The organism is Mycolicibacterium boenickei (genome assembly GCF_010731295.1).
GTDB lineage: Bacteria > Actinomycetota > Actinomycetes > Mycobacteriales > Mycobacteriaceae > Mycobacterium > Mycobacterium boenickei.
The window spans coordinates 6,019,698-6,040,401 of sequence record NZ_AP022579.1 but is presented as its reverse complement, the minus strand read 5'-3'; the positions used below and the strand labels follow the sequence as shown (position 1 = coordinate 6,040,401).

Below are 20,704 nucleotides of genomic sequence, written 5' to 3'. Positions count from 1 at the left end.
CGTGCTAGTAAATCTCAATTCACTAATTAGGAGGTGAGGATGAGATGGACCCGTTGATGCGATCTGCCGGCTGGCCTGGGGCTCTGGCGCTGCCGGTGATCGCCGCGCCGATGACCAACGTGTCGGGACCGGAATTGGTGATTGCGGCCTGCCGTGCGGGGGTGATCGGTTCGTTCCCGACCCACAACGCTCCCTCGCCTGGTGACCTCGACTCCTGGATGGGCCAGATCGCGTCGGAGGCCTCCGGGGATGGGTGCGCACCGGTGGCGCCGAACCTGGTGGTGCACCGCAGCAATGCCCGACTACAGGCCGACCTGGACTGCCTTATCGGCCACCAGGTGAAACTGGTCATCACCAGCGTGGGCTCTCCGGCGCCGGTCGTAGAGCGACTGCACGCGGCCGGTGCCGAGGTATACGCGGATGTGGCCAGCGTTCAGCATGCCTGGGCCGCGCTGGAGGCAGGCGCGGACGGACTGGTGCTGCTAACCGCGGGCGCGGGCGGACAGACCGGCTGGGCGAACCCCTTCGCTTTTGTGCGCGCTGTTCGCGAACGATTCGACGGGCCGCTGGTCCTTGCCGGCGGCATCGCAGACGGCCGCTCGATCCTCGCCGCCCAAACCGCTGGTGCCGACCTGGCCTACATCGGGACCCGGTTCATCGCCACCGCAGAAAGCCGGGCCAGCGACGAATACCGCCGAGCGCTGGTCGCCTCGACACTCGACGATGTCCGGCTGTCCGACCGGGTGGGCGGAATACCGGCCAGCCTGCTGGCTGCATGGCTGGATCGCCAAGGCGGCGAGCGCGGCGGCAGCGGTGACGGGTTTACCCAAGACCAGTTGCTGTCCAACGCCGACGCCTGGAGCGCAGGCCACAGCGTCTTCGGCGTACACGAGCTGACCACGGTCGACGAACTGGTCGCGGAGTTGGCCGGCCAGTACCGCCAAGCCCGGCGGGAACTGGCGGCCCTGTGCGCGGAGGGCCGGCCGGTGGGGTGAATGCCCCGTTCGAACGGCCTTTGTCACCTATTGGGGGTGTTTCGCCGGCATCCCCATTGTGATCAGCGCCAACGCACTTAGTGTATTGGCATTCACTAACAACGTTAAGGACATCGATGCCAGCCCTGTCATCGGAGATTGACACCGACTCCGACACCTTTGTCAGCAATTACGAAGTGCAGTCGGCAGCGGTCGCAGCGCTCAACGAGCAACTCCAAGCTGTGGCCGCCGGCGGCGGTGAGCGCTACGTCAAACGCCACCACGATCGCGGCCGACTGCTGGCCCGTGAACGCATCGAATTGCTTCTCGACCGTGACGCGCCGTTCCTGGAACTGTCATCGCTGGCGGCGTGGGGCACCCAGTTCAACGTGGGCGCTGCAATCGTCACCGGCGTGGGGGTCGTCAGCGGTGCCGAATGCATGATCATCGCCCACGACCCCACCGTCCGTGGCGGCACCATGAACCCGTACACACTGCGCAAAAACCTGCGCGCGTTGGAGATCGCGAAAGTCAACCGGCTTCCCGTGCTGTACCTGGTGGAGTCCGGCGGTGCTGATCTGCCCACCCAGTCCGAGTTGTTTGTGCACGCGGGCCGAATTTTCCGGGACCTCACCGAACTGTCGTCGATGGGCATTCCTAGCGTCGCCATGGTGTTCGGAAACTCCACCGCCGGTGGCGCCTACGTGCCGGGCATGTGCGACTACGCGGTGCTGGTGGACAAGCAGGCCAAGGTATTCCTCGGCGGCCCGCCGCTGGTCAAGATGGCAACCGGTGAGGACGCCGACGACGAATCCTTGGGCGGGGCAGACATGCACACCCGGGTCTCGGGACTCGGTGACTACTTCGCCGTCGACGAGGTCGACGCTATCCGCATCGGCCGCGATATCGTCGCGCACCTGAACTGGCGCAAGCTGGGACCGGGACCGAGCACTGCGGCCGATGATCCGCTCTATGACAGCGACGAACTTCTCGGGATCGCCTCGGGCGACTCCCGCGTCCCGTTCGACCCCCGAGAGGTGATCGCCCGCATCGTCGACGGCAGCCGCTTCTCCGAGTACAAGCCCCGGTGGGGGACCAGCCTGGCCACCGGATGGGCATCGATCCACGGTTTCCCCGTCGGCATCCTGGCCAACACCCGAGGTGTCCTGTTCAGCGAAGAATCAAAGAAGGCAACAGAATTCATTCTGCTGGCCAACCAGACCGACACACCCTTGATCTTCCTGCAGAACGTGACCGGCTTTATGGTCGGCACCGAGTACGAGCAGGGCGGCATCATCAAAGACGGCGCCAAGATGATCAACGCCGTCACCAACAGCACCGTCCCGCACATCACCATCAACATGGGCGGATCCTTCGGCGCCGGGAACTACGGGATGTCCGGCCGGGCCTACGACCCCAGGTTCATGTTCACCTGGGTCAACGCCAAACTCGCCGTCATGGGCGCCCAGCAACTCGCAGGTGTGCTGTCCATCGTGGGCAAGGCCGCCGCCCAGGCCGCCGGCCGCGAATTCGACCTGGAGACCGACGCGAAGCGCACCGCAGAGATCGAAGAGCAGATCGAGCGCGAATCGCACGCCTTCTTCATCTCCGCCCGCATCTACGACGACGGGGTGATCGACCCACGCGACACCCGCTCAGTGCTCGGAATGGCCCTGTCCGCAGCACATTCCAACGTGATTTCCGGACGCCGCGGCTTCGGCGTATTCAGGATGTGAGGAACGTGACCACCACTCATCAGCCCATCGGCAAGCTGCTCATCGCCAACCGCGGCGAGATCGCCTCAAGGATCATTCGCACCGCCCGCGAAATGGACATCGCCACCGTCGCGATCTACTCCGATGCCGACCGGTTCGCCCCCTACGTCGCCCAGGCCGACCAGTCGGTGCACCTACCCGGCACCGCGCCGGCCGATACCTACCTGCGCGGCGACCTGGTTTTGGCTGCCGCCGCCGCCACTGGCGCCGACGCGATCCACCCAGGCTACGGATTTCTTTCTGAGAACGCCGAATTCGCCAAAGCCTGCGCCGATGCGAACGTGATCTTCGTCGGTCCCAGCCCCGAAGCGATCGCCTCGATGGGATCCAAGATCGCCGCCAAAGACATGATGGCCGCAGCCGGCGTACCGGTGCTGCCCGGGGTCACCGTGGATGCCGAACAGGACGCCGACCCCGACAACCTGCGCAACGCCGCAACCCAAATCGGCTTCCCGATACTGGTCAAAGCCGCCTTCGGCGGCGGTGGCCGCGGAATGCGGATCGTCACCGACGAGAACGAACTGCTGGAAGCGGTCACCGGCGCACGGCGAGAAGCGGCGTCGGCGTTCGGCAACGGAACCGTGTTCCTGGAGAAGTTCGTCGAATCACCCCGACACATCGAGGTCCAGATCTTCGGCGACAGCCACGGCACGGTCGTGCACCTGGGTGAACGCGAATGTTCCATTCAGCGTCGCTATCAGAAGATCATCGAAGAGGCACCTTCGACGGCAGTCGACCCGTCGCTGCGCGAAGAACTGGGGCGCGCCGCGGTGGCCGCGGGTAAAGCATTGGCCTACGAGGGGGCCGGCACCGTCGAGTTCGTGATGGCACCCGACGGCTCCTTCTATTTCCTCGAAGTCAACACCCGGCTTCAGGTCGAACACCCGGTGACCGAGCTGGTCACCGGAATCGACCTGGTACGCGCGCAGTTGCTGGTCGCCGCCGGGCAACCGTTGCCGGCTCAGATGCTGCACACCCGCCCCGACGGCCACGCGGTCGAGGTCCGGCTCTACGCCGAAGACGTTGCCGCCGGCTTCATTCCGGCATCGGGAACATTGCACACCCTGGAGTTCCCCGATCTGCCCGGCGTGCGGGTCGATGCCGGATTCAGCTCCGGGTCGACAGTCAGCACGTTCTACGACCCGATGCTGGCCAAAGTCATCGGCTACGGCCAGACGCGAGACGAAGCCTGCCGACGGGTGGCGCGGGCGCTGCGCGAGACCCGCATCCACGGTGTCACCACCAACCGTGATCTGCTGGTGGGAATCCTGCGCGAGGCCGAATTCCGCGCCGGCGCGATCGACACCGGCTACCTGCAGCGCCACGATCCCGCCGCCCTGATCGTGGCGGAGCGGGCCGCAACCGGCACCCACGCGGTAGCCGCGGCGCTGGCCTCGCTGGCGCAGCGACGTCAGCAGACAACCGTCGTGCCCGGTCTTCCCGCTGGCTGGCGCAATCTGCCCAGCCAGGATCAGATCGTGCAGTACCGCCTCGGCGAAGACATTGTCGAGGTGCACTACCGCGTAGAGCGTGACGGCGTCAAAGTCACCGTCGGCGACTGGCAGCCCCAGGTGCGGATACTCAGTGCGGCCCCAGACTTGATTGACGCCGAAATCGACGGAGTGCGACGGCGCTACCAGGTGGCACGGTCCGGGGACGTTCACTACGTCGACAGTGCGCTGGGATCGACGGCACTGCACGAGACTCCACGATTCCCAGACCCCAGCTCGATGCAGGAGACCGGGTCACTGCTGGCCCCGATGCCAGGGGCGGTGGTGCGCGTCGAGGTCAGCGAAGGCGACGAAGTACGCCTAGGCGCCGCCATCGTGGTGCTGGAGGCAATGAAGATGGAACACACCGTGCGCGCCCCAGCCGATGGCCTCGTGGCAACGATCGCCGTCAAGTCCGGGGACCAGGTGGAATCGGGGCAGGTGCTGGCCGTGGTCTCCGGGCCCGATGACGGTGCCGCGTCGTGAGCGTTGAGTACGAGGTCCGCAACGGGATCGCTTGGCTGACTATCAACCGTCCAGAGGCGCGCAACAGCCTCAACAAGGCAGTCCGCGATGGGTTATTCGACGGGGTACGCAGATTCAACGACGACCGGCAAGCCAAGGTTCTGGTCCTGACCGGCGCCGGGGACAAAGCATTCTGTGCCGGCGGCGACCTCAAAGAGATGTCGGAGGAACAACTCACCGTTCCGCCGGTGGATTTCGTGCCACAGTTCGGGCGCAACATCGCCGTGGACAAGCCGACCATCGCCGCGGTCAACGGCGTCGCCTTCGCCGGCGGTTTCCTGCTGGCACAGACGTGTGACCTGTGTGTGGCCTCGACGACGGCGAAGTTTGCCATCACCGAGGTCAAGGTAGGCCGCGGTTCGCCATGGGCAGCGCCGCTGCCACTGATGATTCCGCGCCGCATCGCCATGGAACTGGTGCTCACCGGCGCGCCGATATCGGCCGCGCGCGCCCACGAGATCGGACTGGTCAACCGGCTGGCAGAGCCCACCGACCTGCATGCGGCGGCGCAAGAACTCGCCGAGCAGATCGCGGCGAACGCGCCGCTGTCGGTGGCTGCGGGCAAGCAGACCGCGACACTGACTGCGCAGCATCCACTGCGCGAGGCGTTCGAACTAGCCGAATCAATCTGGGAGCCCGTCTATTTGAGCCAGGACGCGCAAGAGGGAATGGCCGCCTTCAAGGAGAAGCGCTCCCCACAGTGGAAAGGACGCTGATGAGCCTGGACTACCCCGGACTGCTAGCAGCGCTGCACGTGGAATCTGAGCTGCTCACACATCGTTTGCAGGACTTGCCGTTCGAGTATTGGGGTCGCGCGACACCAGCGCAGGGCTGGAGCATCCAAGATCAGGTATCTCACCTGGCCTTCTTCGACGATGCCACCAAACTGGCCTTGACCGCGCCGGATCACTTCGCGCAGATGGCCGCCAAATTGATCGACGGCGGGATGGACTTTCCCGACCGGATTGCCGAACAACACCGCATCCTGGCCCCCGAGGCACTGATGAGCTGGTTTTCGGCGGCACGTCAGGAGCTGCTGACCCTGTTCGCCAACAGCGACCCCAAACGCCGTGTGCCGTGGTTCGGTCCCGACATGAGCGTGGCGTCCTCGGCGACCGCCCGGCTGATGGAGACATGGGCGCACGGACACGACATCTACGAAGCACTCGGTGTCGAACACCCGGCCACCCCCGGGCTGCGCAGCATCGCGCATCTCGGCGTGTCCACGTTCGCGTTCTCACACCGCCTCAACGGTCTTGATGTGCCTGGCGAGCCGGTCGGCGTGCAGCTGCATTCGGCCGAGGGCCAGACGTGGACTTGGGGACCACAAGACACCGCCAACACGGTCGTGGGCGCCGCGCAAGATTTCGTCCTCACTGTCACCCAACGCAAACACTGGACCGAGACCGGGCTGACCGTCAACGGTGCGGTGGCCACCGGCTGGATGGAGATCGCTCAAGCGTTCGCCGGAGCAGCCAGCCAGCGCAAACCGAAGGTGCAGCAGCGATGAAACGTGCGGTTCGGATCGGCAACGCCTCGGGGTTCTACGGGGACCGGCACTCGGCGATGCAGGAGTTGGTCGCCGCCGCCGACGTCGACGTGATCACCGGCGACTACCTGGCCGAGCTCACCATGCTGATCCTGTGGAAGGCGCGCAAGAAGAATCCCGACACCGGTTACGCGCATACTTTTCTCACCCAATTCCGGGACGTGGCCGCCGAATGCGCGCGCCGCGGGACCAAAGTTGTGGTGAATGCGGGCGGGCTCAATCCCGCCGGAATGGCCCAACGAGTTCGCCACCTGCTCACTGAGCTCGACGTCGATCTCACGGTCGCCCACGTCGAGGGCGACGACCTGATGCCGCGGCTACCGCAGCTGATGGAGCAAGGCATCGACTTCGCCAACCTCGACACCGGTATCCGGTTGCGCGACAAGAACGTCGAACCGGTCTCGGCCAACGCCTACCTGGGCGGCTGGGGAATCGCCTCGGCCCTGACTCGCGGCGCCGGCATTGTGATCACGGGCAGAGTGACCGACGCGGCGCTGGTGGTCGGGGTGGGTGCCTGGTGGCACGGTTGGGCACGCAACGACTACAACGCGCTGGCCGGTGCCGTCGCAGCCGGTCACATCATCGAGTGCGGCCCACAGGCTACGGGCGGAAACTACTCCCAGATTCGGGAGGTCACCGACCGGCGCTACCCCGGTTCACCGATTGCCGAACTGGGCCACGACGGCAGCTTCGTCATCACCAAGGCGCCCGGCAGCGGGGGCGTGGTCACACCGGGCACCGTCACCGCCCAGCTGCTCTACGAGGTCGGCGCCCCTGCCTACGCCAACCCCGATGTGGTGGCCCACTTCGACACCTGCTCGATCACCCAGGTCGGTGAGAACCGAGTGCGGGTCAGCGGCACGACCGGCACGCCGCCACCGCCGGCGCTCAAAGTCGCCATGAACTACATCGGTGGCTTCCGCAACACCATGACCATGGCGCTGACCGGCCTGGACATCGACGAGAAGGCCCAATGGGCCGTCGAGGAACTCATGACGATCCTTGGCGGGCGAGACCGATTCGACGGTGTCGATATCCAATTGCTGCGCTATGACACTGCCGATCCGGCCAACATGGCCCAGGCAACCGCCCATCTGCGGGTCACCGTCAAAGACCGCGACCGCACCAAGGTCGACCGAGCATTCTCCAATGCGGTCATCGAGCTGTACGTGGCCGGATACGCCGGCTTCTACACCACCACCCCACCCACCACGGCCAGCGAATTCGGCGTCTACTGGCCGACACTGGTCCCGGCAACGGCAGTGCTGCACACCGTGGTTCACGCCGACGGGACACGAGAGCCGATAGACCCGCCGACCGAGGTGACCGAGATCGATGTGCCTGATCCCGCACCCTCACCGGTCCGCTCAGATTTCGGGCCGACCACCCGCCGGCCGCTGGGCAGCATCGTGGCGGCCCGCTCAGGTGACAAGGGCGGAAACGCCAACGTCGGCATCTGGACCGACACCGACCAGCGTTGGGAATGGCTGGATGAACACCTGAGCGCACAGAAGTTCGCCGAACTCGTGCCCGAGGTCCACGGGCTGACCATCCGGCGCTACGCGTTCCCCAACCTCAAGGCGCTGAACTTCGTGGTCGTCGGATTCCTCGGCGACGGTGTCGCGTCGTGCACCCGCCCCGATGCCCAGGCCAAAAGCCTGGGGGAGTACCTGCGGGCGCTCAACACCGACGTTCCGGACAAGCTGATCTAGGAGAACGCAGGGCGAATGGACTTCACCGAATCCAGCGAACACCGCGACCTGCGCACCGCTGTCGCCGCGATCACCGACAAATACGGCCCCACCTACTTCGCCGAACGAGCCACCGCTCACGAACCCACCGACGAACTCTGGCTGGAGCTGGCCCAACACGGATTCATCGGCATCAACTTCCCCGAGGAATTCGGCGGTGGCGGCGCGGGACTGACCGAACTGGCCATCGTCTGCGAGGAAACCGCCGCTCACGGCTGCCCCCTGTTGCTCATGCTGGTGTCCAGCGCCATATCGGGTGAGCTTCTCACCCGATACGGCACCAGCAGCCAGCAACGGGAATGGTTGCCGCGCATGGCCTCCGGCGACACCAAGATGGCGTTCGCCATCACCGAGCCCGACGCCGGATCCAACACCCGACAGATCGCCACCACCGCGGTACGCGACGGCGGCGACTATGTGCTCAACGGCACCAAGTACTACATCTCCGGAGTCGACGAAGCCGGCGCGATCGTCGTCGTGGCGCGTAGTGCGCCACAGCGGCTGTCGTTGTTTGTGGTGCCTACCGATACAGCGGGTCTGGTCAAACACCGACTTCCGGTGGGGATCAACCTCCCAGAGAAGCAGTACACGCTGCACTTCGATGACGTCCGGGTGCCCGCATCGCAGCTTCTGGGTGTCGAACACGAAGGGTTCAACCAGGTTTTCGACGGACTCAATCCAGAGCGCATCACCGGAGCCGCGGTGTGCGTGGGCATCGGCAGACATGCGGTCGAAAAAGGAGCCGACTACGCGCGCCAACGGTCGGTGTGGGGCCCACCTATCGGCACCTATCAGGCGATCTCACATCCGTTGGCCAAAGCCAAGATCGACGTCGACCTGGCCGCCATCGCCACCGGCCGCGCCGCCTGGCTCTTCGATCGCCGGTTGCCCGCCGGAGAGGCATCCAACATCGCTAAATACGTGGCCGCCGAGGCAGCGGTCAGCGCCGTCGATCACGCGATCCAACTACACGGTGGAAATGGAATATCAGCCGAGTACGGCTTGCTCCCGCAATGGGGTCTGGCCAGATTGTTGCAGATCGCTCCGGTCAGCAGAGAGATGATCTTGAACTATGTCGCGCAGCACAGCCTCAACCTGCCCCGATCGTACTGACCCCGGACAGCAAGCAGAACAATCGTGAAGTTCGGTCTGCAGCTTGGCTATTGGGATGCCCAACCGCCCACCAACCACGCACAGCTGGTTGCCGCAGCCGAAGACGCCGGATTCGACACCGTGTTCACCGCCGAGGCGTGGGGCTCGGATGCCTTCACCCCGTTGGCCTGGTGGGGCCGGCAGACCAATCGGATGCGCCTGGGGGTGTCGGTGGCGCAACTGTCGGCCCGCACACCGACAGCGTGCGCGATGGCATCGCTGACGTTGGACCACCTCAGCGGTGGACGACACATCCTCGGCCTGGGCGTATCCGGGCCGCAGGTGGTCGAGGGCTGGTACGGACAGCGTTTCCCGAAACCGTTGGCGCGGACCCGCGAATACATCGACATCGTCCGGCAGGTGTGGGCCCGCCAAGAGCCGGTAACCCACAGTGGGCCGCACTATCCACTGCCCCTGACAGGGCAGGGCAGCACCCGTGCGGGAACACCGCTGAAGTCGATCACCCATCCGTTGCGGAACGACATCCCCATCATGCTCGGCGCTGAGGGACCCAAAAACGTCGCGCTGGCCGCCGAGATCTGCGACGGATGGCTTCCGATCTTCTACACCCCGCGAATGGCCCAGACCTACAACGCCTGGCTCGACGAGGGCTTCGCCCGTCCCGGTGCCCGGCGTCGCCGCGAGGATTTCGAGATCTGCGCGACCGCCAACGTCGTGATCACCGACGATCGCGCCGCCGCATGTGCGGCCATGAAACCGCGGCTGGCCTTGTACCTGGGCGGAATGGGTGCCCGCGACACCAACTTTCACGCCGACGTCTACCGACGGATGGGCTACGGCGAGGTGGTCGACGAGGTCACCGCGTTGCTGCGCAACAAGGACAAACATCGCGCCGCCCAGGTCATTCCGGACGAACTGGTCGAGGATTCGGCGATCGTGGGGGACTACGACCAGGTCCGCGAGCAGATCGAGGTCTGGCAGGCCGCAGGCGTGACGACCATGGTCATCAACACCCGCAGCCCCGAATACATCCACCAACTGAGCAACTTGTGAGGACAGCCATGCTGGAAATCTCCGACCACAATCGGGTTCGCACCATCGCCTTGGCGCGCCGGGAGGCACTCAACGCCTTCGACGAGGCGCTCTATGACGCCACCGCGATCGCACTGCAGGAGGCCGCCGAAGACGACGCCGTCGCGGTGGTCATCCTCACCGGATCGGGCCGGGCGTTCAGCGCTGGGACCGATCTGAAGGAACTTGCGGCCCGAGCCTCCCAAAATGGTTTCATTCCAGGGGAATACGGCTTCACAGGACTGATGGATGTTCTCGCCGAATTCCCCAAACCGTTGATCTGCGCGGTGAACGGAGTGGGGTTGGGGATCGGCGCCACCATCCTGGGGTTCGCCGATCTGGCATTCATGTCCACCACCGCCCGCCTCAAGTGCCCGTTCACCAGTCTGGGTCTCGCACCCGAAGCAGGGTCGTCGTACCTGCTGCCGGCGCTGCTGGGCAGGCAGAACGCGGCCTGGGTACTGATGTCCTCGGAATGGATTGATGCCGAGCAGGCCCATGCGATGGGGCTGGTGTGGCGGCTGTGCGAACCGGACGATCTCGACACCGAGGTCCGTCGGCACGCCGAAATCCTTGCCAGCCATCCTCTGTCTAGCTTGATCGCGGTCAAGCGAACCATCACCGCACCCCATATCGGGGCGGTTCGCGCGGCGCTGGCCAGGGAGGATGCCTATCTCGAGGATCTTCTCGGGGCTCCAGACAATGCGCAGGCGCTGGCCAGATTCGTCGAGGGCCGCACGTAGCGACTCACGACCTCATGCTGGCGACGATCGCCGCGGCTGCCTCCTCGGCCAACGGATAGGGCGTCAGTAGTGTGAAACGGTCGACCAATCCGCTGAACCGACTGAGCACCTGCGGCCCGATCTCGGCCGGTTCACCCACCACGGCAAAGGTATCCAATACCTCGTCGCCGATCAGGGCGCTCATCGTCGTCCAGTCCCCCGCCTTGGAAAGCCGATGCAGCTCGGTGTGCAAGTCGTGCCATCCGTGCAGTTCCAGGACGTGGCGGTAGGCCGGAGTGGACCCGTAGAAGGCGATCTGGCGTCGGACCGCTTCGATGGCGTGGGCGATCTCGCACTCGGTTCGACCCGAGGCGATCAGTCCCGGATAGGACACGGTGAGATCGGCGCGGGCGCGGCCGGTTTCGTGCAAGACCGTGGTGACGGCCGGCAGGGTTACCTCGCTGAGGTAGCGGCGCGTGGTGAAACCATGCACGAGCAGGCCGTCGGCGACTTGCGCGGCAGCCTGGGTCATCTTGGGCCCCACGGCTGAGACCACGATCTTGGGATCTCCGTAAGGATGAGGGGTCGGGGTGAACATCGGGGTCATCAGCGTGTGCTGGTAGTGCACTCCCCGGAAGTCCAGGCGCTCCCCGGTGCGCCAGGCGTGCCAGATCGCACGCAGCGCGTGCACGTATTCGCACATCCGGTCCGCGGGAGCCGACCACGGCATCGAGAATCGTCGTTCGATGTGCGCCTGGATCTGGGTGCCCAGTCCCAGCACAAAGCGCCCGCCGCTCATTTCCTGGAGATCGTTTGCGGCTATGGCAGTGGTCATGGGATTGCGCGCGAACGCCACTGCGACACCGGTGCCCAACTGCACACCGGTGGTGGTCATGGCTGCGATTGCCAAGGGCAGAAACGGATCTCGGTCGACATCGGTCGACCAGATGCCGTCGAACCCGATGCGTTCGGCACGAGCTGCCTGGGCGACGAGACCGGCGATGCCGGCCTCGTCGCCGCCCGAGACTGTGCCCCCGATGTTGCAGTCGATGTACATGAATAGCTCTACCTAGGCTTATCCGGCGAGCTGCGCTTCGGCTGGTCGGCCAGGTCGGTTCGGTGGCGCCCCGGCCACAGCCGGTGCCGCTGGAAGAAAGACGGTAAGCCCGTAGATGACGATGGTGCACAAGATGATCGACACCAATGTCGCTGCGAAGACCAGCGCGGGGGATGCCAGCCCGTTGTCGAGATGCATCGCGATGATGAGTGGATAGCCCAGACCGAAGTTGGCGCCGAAGAAAGTCATTGGGAACACCACGAACAGGCTCATCAGTTCCCACCAACGAGAAGTCTTGCGCCAGATGAGCACCGCCACAACGGTGAACAGCACGACCTGGGTGCCCTCCAGGATTCCGATCACGATCGGGTAGTTCCATATCCGCAGGACATGGGGACCGTAGTAGGTGTACACATCGGTACCGGTGCCGATCACTTCGAACACGCAGGAGGTGAGAACTTCCAGCCCCCACAACGCGAACAGGCCCTTGCGGTTGAACCGGCCCTCGTAGATACGTTTTCCGGCGTACAGGCAGGCACCGGCGTAGAGGATGATGTAGCCGCTGTGAGTCCAGTTCGGCTGCGGGATACCGAAAGCCGAAAAGTGCATCAGCCCGGCACCGGGCTGGCCGTTGTGCGCGTCGTAGAACCACAGGTCGAACGCCACGTCGTAGAGCGGCTCGGCGTAGGCGGCCACACCGGCTGCCACGCACGCGATGAGGTAGAACGGCGTGCGGTGCCGACGGCCCATCTGAATGGCGACAACGATCATCGCCAACGCGATCGCCCAACTCAGCCAGGTGAAAATGTTCTGCCACAGCAGGCTGACATCATGTGTCATCACCTCGGTGGTCATTCGGCCCATGTGCGCTCCTCCGTTGACGTGGCGACGGTGAGCGTTGAGGTGCCCGGGTGCCGCCCTGCAGGAAGGACGCTATCCACGGTGATGTGTGTCTCATATCCCCTGCGGGGGGACATGCACTCTCATTAGGGGGTGCACGAGCGAAGCGCCGTCAAAGGCGTGCTGCGCCGGCGCGGCTGGTGCTCAAGATGGCGCGAGCTGAGTCGGTCAGCAGAACCCGCAACTGGTCATCGGCCAGACCTGTGTTGTGAAACAGCGGTGATTGAATGGCGCCGATGGCGGCGTGCACGACGACCCGTGCTTCGGTGTCGTCCAAGTCCTCGCGCAGCTCGTCGACCAGATGTACCCACTCCTCCAGGTACAGCCGCTGCTTTCGGCGCAACCGCCTGCGGTCCTCGTCGGGCAGGTTGTTGATCTCGTTGTAATAGACCTGCGCCAACTGACGATCTCCGACCACGAACTCGACCTGGCCGTCGATCAGCGCTTCCAGCGCGGTGGGCAGCTCGGCGGTGCCGTCGAGGATGCTCTGCTCCTCGGCGATCAGATCGTCGATCACCCGGTCGAACAAGGCGACCAGGATTGCCGATTTGCTGTCGAAGTGGCGATAGACCCCGGATCCGGTGATTCCGGCCGCGTTGCCGATGTCAGCAATCGAAACCGCGTGAAAGCCTTTGCGCCCGATCAGATCTGAGGCCGCCAGCAGAATACGGTTCTTGCGGTCGGGATCGCGCGTTCTGACCCCCGCTGCGCCGGGGCGCGAATCAACGACGATGAGTACACCTCCTAGTGCATGTCCACTCATTATGCATCGTGTCTGGGCTGGGCATATCACTTCACTTAAGTGAACCACAAATAACTAACTCGGGCGTCAATGCAACGTCGGTTGGCACGTGCCGAGGTGGGGTTGTGCCCCGATGGGGGGAGCCATCTCCTCCTGCGAGGAGGGGAAACCACAGTGATCTGTGCCATACATTTTCGGCGTGCTTCCCAACGAAGGGTCCCCGTTTATGCGCACCGCGCACGCATTTTGGCAAAGTGACCGCTCGCTACCGGTGTGTCGGGACGCTCGGTGATCGCGTTGGGGCCCGTGGCCAAGCCGGTGGGCGCGCTCGGCGGGTTCTTCGCGATGACCCTCGATGTGTTCGTGCTGATTTTCCGTCCCCCCTTCGCGTGGCGCGAGTATCTGAACCAAACGTGGTTTGTGGCCCGGGTATCGCTGGTCCCGGCATTGATGTTGACGATTCCTTACACCGTGCTGCTGGTGTTCACCTTCAACATCTTGCTGATCGAGTTCGGGGCCGCCGACTTCTCGGGAACCGGGGCCGCGATCGGCACGGTGAGCCAGATCGGGCCGATCGTGACGGTGTTGGTCGTGGCCGGCGCTGGCTCCACAGCGATGTGTGCTGACCTGGGCGCCAGAACGATTCGCGAGGAGCTCGACGCCATGCGGGTCATGGGTATCGATCCCATCCAGGCGTTGGTGGTCCCGCGTGTGCTGGCCGCAACCACTGTGGCACTGGCGCTGTCGGCAACGGTCATCATGGTCGGGTTGGCGGGCGGATTCACCTTCGCCGTCTTCATTCAGCATGTTCCGCCGGGCTCGTTTGTGGCCGGACTGACGGTGCTGACTCACGGGGCCGATGTCGCTGTGGCACTGGCCAAGGCTGCACTGTTCGGGCTGTCTGCCGGGTTGATCGCCTGCTATAAGGGGATTTCTGTCGGGGGTGGACCCGCCGGTGTCGGCAATGCGGTCAACGAAACAGTCGTATTCACCTTCATGGCCCTGTTTGCGATCAACGTGATCGCCACAGCGGTCGGTGTGAAGATCACGGTGGTATGAGGTGGGGGAGTTGAGTTCTGTAGTGCGTCAAAGGTTCCCGAGGGTGAGCAGGCGGGCCGGACGAATCGGCACGGCGTGGAACGACATCGGTGTGCAAACCCAGTTCTACGCCCGTGCGATCGCGTCGATCGGCGACGCGGCGATGAACTATCGCACCGAGCTCATCCGGCTGATCGCCACGATGGGGCTGGGTGCGGGGGCGTTGGCCGTCGTCGGCGGCACGGTGGCCATCGTTGGGTTTTTGACCACGACCACCGGTGCATTGGTCGCGGTCCAGGGCTATAACCAATTCGCGTCGGTGGGTGTGGAAGCGCTGACCGGGTTCGCGTCGGCATTCTTCAACGTCAGGCTCATCGCTCCGGGCACCACGGCGGTGGCACTGTCGGCCACGATCGGTGCCGGCGCGACTGCCCAGCTGGGCGCGATGCGCATCAACGAGGAAATCGACGCATTGGAAGTCATCGGTATTCGCAGCGTCAGCTATCTGGCATCGACGCGGGTGGCCGCGGGGGTCATCGTCGTGATTCCGCTGTACTGCGTCGCGGTCATCATGTCGTTCGTTTCGTCGCGGTTGGGTACCACCGTGATCTACGGGCAGGGTTCCGGTGTCTACGACCACTATTTCAATACGTTCCTCAACACGACCGATCTGCTGTGGTCGTTCGGCCAGTCCGTGGCGATCACGGTGGTGATCATGTTGGTGCATACCTACTACGGGTTCACTGCCTCCGGCGGACCGGCCGGTGTGGGCGAAGCCGTCGGCCGCGCGGTGCGGACTTCGTTGATCGTGGCCGCCATCGTCGTGGTGATGATCTCGCTGGCGTTGTACGGCCAGTCCGGCAACTTCCATCTGGCGGGGTGAATCCATGCACAACGATGCCCGGATCAAGCCAGCCTGGTGGACACTGATCCTCGTCGCCGCCCTCGGCGTTTTCTTCTTCACGACCGGTTCGCTGTTCGCCGGAACCTTCCGCACCTTCGTCCCGGTGACACTGATGTCAGACCGCGCCGGTTTGGTGATGGAAACCGGGGCGAAGGTGAAACTGCACGGCGTCGAGGTGGGCCGCGTCAGTGCCATCCACGGCGGTGCCTCGGCGGTGAGCCTTCAGTTGGAGATCGCTCCCGATCAGATCAAGTTCATCCCGGCCAATGTCGACGCGAGAATCACTGCGACAACGGCTTTCGGCGCGAAGTACGTTGATCTGAGCTATCCGGACGACCCTGTCAGTCAGCGACTGGCCGCTGGTGCGGTGTTGCACTCGCGCAACGTCAGCACTGAGGTCAACACTGTGTTCGAGAATCTGACCGACGTTCTGAAAATGGTCGATCCGGCCAAGCTGAACGCCGTTCTGTCGGCGCTGGCCCAGGGATTTCGCGGCCAGGGAGAGCACATTGGGCAGGCGATCACCGATTCCAATGAGGTTCTGTCGGCGATCAACCCGCGCCAGGATGTGATCCGCCAGGACTGGAAGGCGATGGGCGAGCTCAGCGCTACCTATGACCGTGCCGCCGACGATATCGTCGCGATCCTCGACGCCGGTAGCGCCACCGCCGAGACGATCACCGCCCAGCGTGCAGAGCTTGACACGTTGTTGCTCAACGTCGCCGGCTTCGGCCAAGCCGGTGTCGACTTGTTGGCCCCCAACGCCAAGAACCTTGTCGATGCGGTCAATGGCTTCGCTCCGACGTCGGATCTACTGATGAAATACCAGCCCGAGTACACCTGTCTGCTGAATGGGTCGGTCTCGTTGCTGCAGAACGGCCATGTCGATGCTTTCGGCGCCAACGGGCGCTCGGCGATCTTCGACATCGGTCTGCTGTTGGGCAACGATCCCTACCTCTATCCGGACAACCTGCCGATCGTCGGGGCCAAGGGCGGTCCCGGCGGAACGCCGGGCTGCGGTTCGCTGCCCGATGTTGCGAAGAACTTCCCAGTGCGACAGTTGGTGACCGACACCGGGTGGGGCACCGGCATGGACATTCGGCCCAACCCCGGCATCGGGTTTCCCGGTTGGGCCAATTACTTCCCTGTCACCCGTGCAACCCCGCAGCCGCCGATCCTGCGCAATCTCGGTGGCGGGCCGGCGCCCGGACCCATTCCGTATCCGGGCGCACCGGCTTACGGCGCGGACTTGTACGCCGACGACGGGACCCCGTTGTGGCCGGGTCTGCCGCCGGCGCCACCGGCCTCGGATCAGCCACCACCGGATCCGAACAACCCACCACCAGGTGCGGAGCCGTTCGTTCCCCCCGCACCCGCCGCCATGACGCCCACTCAGTGATGGCCCGCCGACCCCGACAGGAGCCGATCCGTGAACAAAGAAGTGCTCGCCACCCTGATACGCGTTGTCGCCTTCCTGACCGTCTGCGCTGTCGGAGTGTTCGCCCTGTTCTCGATCTTCGCCGACCTGCGCTTCGGTGAGCGCAGTCAATACACCGCGCAGTTCACCGACATCAGCGGGTTGAAGAAGGGGGATTTCGTACGGATCGCCGGCGTGGAAGTCGGTCAGGTGCAGGGTGTTTCGATCGACAGCGACGCCAAGGTGCTCGTCGACTTCTCCACCGAGGACTCGGTGGCTCTGACCACCGCGAGCACCGCGGTGATCCGGTACGACAACTTGATCGGTGGTCGTTACCTGGAGCTGCAGCAGGGCGACGGACCGGGCCAGGCCCTGGCAGCGGGCGCCACGATTCCGGTGGAACGCACCCAACCCGCCCTCGACCTCGACGAACTGATCGGTGGGTTCCGGCCGTTGTTCAAGGCGCTGGATCCAGATCAGGTCAACGCGCTGAGCAGCCAGCTCATCGAGGTGTTCCAGGGGCAAGGTGCCACCATCGGGTCATTCTTGAACCAAACCGCGGCGATGACCTCCACGCTGGCCGACCGTGACCAGCTCATCGGCGAGGTGATCACCAACCTCAACGCCCTCTTGGGTTCACTCGGTGGCCAAAGCGACCAGTTCGACAAAGCGGTCACCTCACTGTCGGATCTGGTGGCCGGGCTATCGGCGCGCAGGACCGACATCGCCGCTGCCATCGCACACAGTGACAACGCGGCCACTGAGATCGCCGACCTGATGTCCCAAGCCCGCCCGCCACTACAGAACGTGATCGCCCAAACCGACCGGGTCGCCTCGATCGCCGTCGCCGATCACGAGTATCTCGACAACATTCTCAACACCCTTCCCGACAAGTACCGGGTGCTCGGCAGACAGGCGATGTACGGCGACTATTTCAGCTTCTACATCTGTGACCTGATCTTGAAGCTCAACGGCAAAGGAGGACAACCCGTTTACGTCAAGCTCGCCGAACAGGTGACAGGACGGTGCGCGGCGAAATGAAGTCCTTCTCAGAACGCAACCCGCGCACGATCGGTCTGATCGGTATTGCCATCACGATCGTCATCGCGGCCGCGGCGCTGAACTTCGACAAGCTGCCGATGCTCAGCAGCACCAAAGAGTATTCGGCATATTTCGCCGACGCAGGCGGCCTCAATACCGGTGCCACCGTACGAGTCTCGGGTTTCGCCGTCGGCAAGGTGCACCGCATCAGGCTCGACGGCAGGAGGGTTCTGGTCGATTTCACCGTCGACAGCGCCATTCGGCTCGGCGAGCAGAGCGAAGCCGCAATCAAGGTGAAGAGCCTGTTGGGGACGAAGGTGATCGACGTCATCCCGCGAGGCAGCGGTCAACTGCGCGAAACTATTCCGCTGGAACGCACAACCTCGCCATATCAGCTGCCCGATGCGCTGGGCGACTTGGCCACCACTGTCGAAGGACTCAACACCGACAGCCTCTCGGCCGCACTCGACACCATGGCGCAGACCTTCGCGGGCACGCCACCCGACGTCAAGATCGCTGTAGCCGGCGTGGCACGGCTTTCCGAGACGATCAACAAGCGCGACAGCGCACTGCGCAACCTGCTCACCAATGCACGCAAGGCGACAGCCGTCCTGGCCAATCGCAGTGACCAGGTCGTCGGCCTTGTGCGTGACAGCAACGCACTACTGGCCGAGTTGCGCACCCAAGGCGATGCGCTTGACCGGGTGTCTCAGGACATCAGCAGAGCTGCAACGCAATTGAGAGGGTTCATCGCCGACAATCGTCAGCAGTTGCACCCGATGCTCGACAAGCTCAATGGCGTCCTGACGATCGTCGACAATCGCAAGGAACGGCTGCAAGAGGCCATCAAACTCCTCAACAAGTATGCGCTGTCGCTCGGGGAGTCGGTGGGTTCGGGCCCGTTCTTCAAGGCCTATATCCCCAACCTGATCCCCGGCCAGATCGCGCAGCCGTTCATCGATGCGGCATTCTCCGACCTCGGTCTGGACCCCGCGACGCTGCTTCCCTCTGAGCGCGTCGACCCGCCGGTGGGGCAGCCGGGCACCCCGGCGTTGCCGGTGCCGTTCCCGCGCACCGGGCAAGGCGGAGAGCCACGCCTGAATCTGCCCGATGCGATCACCGGAAAGCCCGGCGATCCGCGATACCCGTACCGGGAGCCTGAGCCCGCCCCCGCCCCTGGCGGCCCGCCGCCGGGACCGCCCGCACCACCGATCCCCGGGCTGGAATCGACACCGGAGCCGACACCGAGCCCGGTCTTCGTACCCGCTCCCGGCGAGCCCATGAACCCGACTCCGGCAGGTGAAGGACAATGAGGATCAGCAAAACACAACTGGCGCTGACGATGGGCCTGGTAGTCGTCTTGACGGCCGGAGTGCTCTTGGCGTTCCGGTTGAACGGCCCAACTGCCCGCACCACTGTCACCGCCTATTTCGAGAACAGTAACGGGTTGTTCGTCGGGGACGACGTGCTGATCCTGGGCGTGCCGGTCGGCAAGGTCAGCAAGATCGAACCGCAACCCGAACGTGCGAAGGTGACGTTCTGGGTGGACACCCAATACAAGGTCCCCGCAGAGGTCACCGCCGCGATCCTCTCACCGCAGTTGGTGACGGGCCGCGCGATTCAGCTGACCCCGCCCTATGAATCCGGTCCCGAATTGCTCGACAACGCTGTCGTACCGATCGAGCGGACCGCAGTACCGGTGAGCTGGGACGACTTTCGAGTGCAGTTGGAGAAGCTGACCCGCACGCTGCAGCCCCAGGGGCCTGGCGGGACCAGTGCCCTGGGCAACTTCATCAATACCGCGGCCGACAACCTGCGCGGTGAAGGCGCCAACATCCACGATGCGCTGCTGAAGCTATCCAAAACGGTGACCACGCTCAGCGATCACAAAGACGACGTCTTCTCCACCCTGACCAACCTCGCCACCTTGGTCTCGGCGCTGCATGACAGCACCGATGTGCTGTCAACGCTCAACCACAACCTGGCCGCGGTGAGCGCACTACTCTCCGACAGCCCCGACGAGGTAGGTCAGGCGATGGCTGACCTGAGCGCGTTGGCAGTTGATGTGAAAAGCTTCGTGGCCGACAACCGCGAGGCGGTGGGAACGACGTCGGACACGGCAGCGTCGATCAGCACGGCGCTGGTGCAAAGTCTTGACGACATCAAACAGTCCCTGCACATATTTCCCACCACTCTGGCCAACTTCGGCAACATCTACGAGCCGGCGAGCGGCTCACTGACCGGTGCGCTGGCGGTCAACAACTTCTCTGATCCGATCTCGTTCATCTGCGGCGCGGTCGAGGCGGCATCGCGGCTCGGCGCCGAGCAATCGGCGAAGCTGTGTGTGCAGTACCTGGCGCCCATCGTCAAAAACCGCCAGTTCAACTTTCCACCGTTTGGGGAGAACGCCTTCGTCGGTGCTCAAGCGCGGCCCAATGAGGTCACCTACAGCCAGGATTGGCTGCGCCCCGATTACATTCCGCCCGCGGGGTCTGCGGTGTCTGTTCCAGAACCTGCAGCGTTGCCGGCCGAAGCAGCGCCGCCCGATCACAGCACCGACCCCGCCGCCGGGCTGCCCGGCCTGATGATTCCCACGGGAGCGGGATCATGACCATCAGCATCGCGTGGCCGACGA

The 20,704-nt window shown here is 64.3% G+C and carries 18 protein-coding genes; 15 read left to right on the top strand and 3 right to left on the bottom strand.

What is annotated here, in order from left to right:
• Positions 1-44: 44 nt before the first annotated feature.
• From G6N57_RS28950 to G6N57_RS28910, 9 genes are all read left to right on the top strand, one after another.
• Positions 45-995: an NAD(P)H-dependent flavin oxidoreductase gene (locus tag G6N57_RS28950; protein WP_061263297.1), complete on the top strand. Its 951-nt coding sequence runs from the start codon at positions 45-47 to the stop codon at positions 993-995.
• A gap of 116 nt (positions 996-1,111) precedes the next feature.
• On the top strand, positions 1,112-2,710 hold the full coding sequence (locus G6N57_RS28945) for an acyl-CoA carboxylase subunit beta (RefSeq protein ID WP_061263298.1): 1,599 nt from the start codon (positions 1,112-1,114) through the stop codon (positions 2,708-2,710).
• Between the two features lie 5 nt (positions 2,711-2,715).
• Positions 2,716-4,725 (top strand): ATP-binding protein, encoded by a 2,010-nt coding sequence (locus G6N57_RS28940; protein WP_077743328.1) that lies wholly within the window; start codon positions 2,716-2,718, stop codon positions 4,723-4,725.
• A complete protein-coding gene (locus tag G6N57_RS28935; RefSeq protein WP_077743329.1) occupies positions 4,722-5,480 on the top strand; it encodes an enoyl-CoA hydratase/isomerase family protein in 759 nt (252 codons plus the stop codon). Before G6N57_RS28940 ends, G6N57_RS28935 begins: the two co-directional genes overlap by 4 nt.
• Positions 5,480-6,274, top strand: coding sequence for a TIGR03084 family metal-binding protein (locus G6N57_RS28930; protein WP_077743330.1), 795 nt, complete (start codon positions 5,480-5,482; stop codon positions 6,272-6,274). Before G6N57_RS28935 ends, G6N57_RS28930 begins: the two co-directional genes overlap by 1 nt.
• Positions 6,271-8,025: an acyclic terpene utilization AtuA family protein gene (locus tag G6N57_RS28925; protein WP_077743331.1), complete on the top strand. Its 1,755-nt coding sequence runs from the start codon at positions 6,271-6,273 to the stop codon at positions 8,023-8,025. Before G6N57_RS28930 ends, G6N57_RS28925 begins: the two co-directional genes overlap by 4 nt.
• 15 nt (positions 8,026-8,040) lie before the next feature.
• Positions 8,041-9,177, top strand: a complete 1,137-nt coding sequence (locus G6N57_RS28920; RefSeq protein WP_077743332.1) for an acyl-CoA dehydrogenase family protein — start codon at positions 8,041-8,043, stop codon at positions 9,175-9,177.
• 24 nt (positions 9,178-9,201) lie between these two features.
• Positions 9,202-10,230 carry an LLM class F420-dependent oxidoreductase gene (locus G6N57_RS28915; protein WP_077743333.1) on the top strand — a complete coding sequence of 343 codons (1,029 nt, stop codon included), beginning with the start codon at positions 9,202-9,204 and terminating at the stop codon, positions 10,228-10,230.
• Between the two features lie 8 nt (positions 10,231-10,238).
• Complete coding sequence (locus G6N57_RS28910) at positions 10,239-10,991, top strand: enoyl-CoA hydratase/isomerase family protein (protein WP_077743334.1); 753 nt, start codon at positions 10,239-10,241, stop codon at positions 10,989-10,991.
• A 4-nt stretch (positions 10,992-10,995) separates the two neighbouring features.
• On the opposite strand, the gene G6N57_RS28905 is transcribed toward G6N57_RS28910, so the two are convergent.
• The 3 genes from G6N57_RS28905 to G6N57_RS28895 form a co-directional block, all read right to left on the bottom strand.
• The gene (locus tag G6N57_RS28905) at positions 10,996-12,027 is read right to left on the bottom strand and encodes an LLM class F420-dependent oxidoreductase (RefSeq protein ID WP_077743335.1); all 1,032 of its coding nucleotides are present in this window, start codon (positions 12,025-12,027) and stop codon (positions 10,996-10,998) included.
• Between the two features lie 18 nt (positions 12,028-12,045).
• On the bottom strand, positions 12,046-12,891 hold the full coding sequence (locus G6N57_RS28900; protein ID WP_077743336.1) for a hypothetical protein: 846 nt from the start codon (positions 12,889-12,891) through the stop codon (positions 12,046-12,048).
• A gap of 148 nt (positions 12,892-13,039) precedes the next feature.
• Positions 13,040-13,690 carry a TetR/AcrR family transcriptional regulator gene (locus G6N57_RS28895; RefSeq protein WP_077743337.1) on the bottom strand — a complete coding sequence of 217 codons (651 nt, stop codon included), beginning with the start codon at positions 13,688-13,690 and terminating at the stop codon, positions 13,040-13,042.
• Positions 13,691-14,014: 324 nt separating this feature from the next.
• Here G6N57_RS28895 and G6N57_RS28890 point away from each other — a divergent pair, with 324 nt between their 5' ends.
• From G6N57_RS28890 to G6N57_RS28865, 6 genes are read left to right on the top strand one after another with little or no spacing between them, the layout of a single operon-like run.
• Positions 14,015-14,728, top strand: coding sequence for an MlaE family ABC transporter permease (locus G6N57_RS28890; protein ID WP_234815585.1), 714 nt, complete (start codon positions 14,015-14,017; stop codon positions 14,726-14,728).
• Between the two features lie 43 nt (positions 14,729-14,771).
• Entirely contained in the window at positions 14,772-15,590 is an 819-nt protein-coding gene (locus G6N57_RS28885) for an ABC transporter permease (protein WP_077743338.1), read from the top strand.
• A 4-nt stretch (positions 15,591-15,594) separates the two neighbouring features.
• Positions 15,595-17,010, top strand: coding sequence for an MCE family protein (locus G6N57_RS28880; RefSeq protein ID WP_077743339.1), 1,416 nt, complete (start codon positions 15,595-15,597; stop codon positions 17,008-17,010).
• Positions 17,011-17,040: 30 nt separating this feature from the next.
• Positions 17,041-18,069 carry a virulence factor Mce family protein gene (locus G6N57_RS28875; protein WP_036447014.1) on the top strand — a complete coding sequence of 343 codons (1,029 nt, stop codon included), beginning with the start codon at positions 17,041-17,043 and terminating at the stop codon, positions 18,067-18,069.
• Positions 18,066-19,382, top strand: coding sequence for an MCE family protein (locus G6N57_RS28870; RefSeq protein ID WP_077743340.1), 1,317 nt, complete (start codon positions 18,066-18,068; stop codon positions 19,380-19,382). Before G6N57_RS28875 ends, G6N57_RS28870 begins: the two co-directional genes overlap by 4 nt.
• Positions 19,379-20,680, top strand: coding sequence for an MCE family protein (locus G6N57_RS28865; protein ID WP_077743341.1), 1,302 nt, complete (start codon positions 19,379-19,381; stop codon positions 20,678-20,680). The genes G6N57_RS28870 and G6N57_RS28865 overlap by 4 nt, the downstream gene beginning before the upstream one ends.
• The last annotated feature ends 24 nt before the right edge of the window (positions 20,681-20,704 follow it).

What these genes read in the sequence shown, in the direction of transcription:
- G6N57_RS28950 (WP_061263297.1), top strand. Translation starts at nt 45, where the DNA reads ATGGACCCGTTGATGCGATCTGCCGGCTGGCCTGGGGCTCTGGCGCTG.
- G6N57_RS28945 (WP_061263298.1), top strand. Translation starts at nt 1,112, where the DNA reads ATGCCAGCCCTGTCATCGGAGATTGACACCGACTCCGACACCTTTGTC.
- G6N57_RS28930 (WP_077743330.1), top strand. Translation starts at nt 5,480, where the DNA reads ATGAGCCTGGACTACCCCGGACTGCTAGCAGCGCTGCACGTGGAATCT.
- G6N57_RS28925 (WP_077743331.1), top strand. Translation starts at nt 6,271, where the DNA reads ATGAAACGTGCGGTTCGGATCGGCAACGCCTCGGGGTTCTACGGGGAC.
- G6N57_RS28920 (WP_077743332.1), top strand. Translation starts at nt 8,041, where the DNA reads ATGGACTTCACCGAATCCAGCGAACACCGCGACCTGCGCACCGCTGTC.
- G6N57_RS28910 (WP_077743334.1), top strand. Translation starts at nt 10,239, where the DNA reads ATGCTGGAAATCTCCGACCACAATCGGGTTCGCACCATCGCCTTGGCG.
- G6N57_RS28905 (WP_077743335.1), bottom strand. Translation starts at nt 12,027, where the DNA reads ATGTACATCGACTGCAACATCGGGGGCACAGTCTCGGGCGGCGACGAG.
- G6N57_RS28900 (WP_077743336.1), bottom strand. Translation starts at nt 12,891, where the DNA reads ATGGGCCGAATGACCACCGAGGTGATGACACATGATGTCAGCCTGCTG.
- G6N57_RS28895 (WP_077743337.1), bottom strand. Translation starts at nt 13,690, where the DNA reads ATGAGTGGACATGCACTAGGAGGTGTACTCATCGTCGTTGATTCGCGC.
- G6N57_RS28890 (WP_234815585.1), top strand. Translation starts at nt 14,015, where the DNA reads ATGACCCTCGATGTGTTCGTGCTGATTTTCCGTCCCCCCTTCGCGTGG.
- G6N57_RS28880 (WP_077743339.1), top strand. Translation starts at nt 15,595, where the DNA reads ATGCACAACGATGCCCGGATCAAGCCAGCCTGGTGGACACTGATCCTC.
- G6N57_RS28870 (WP_077743340.1), top strand. Translation starts at nt 18,066, where the DNA reads ATGAAGTCCTTCTCAGAACGCAACCCGCGCACGATCGGTCTGATCGGT.
- G6N57_RS28865 (WP_077743341.1), top strand. Translation starts at nt 19,379, where the DNA reads ATGAGGATCAGCAAAACACAACTGGCGCTGACGATGGGCCTGGTAGTC.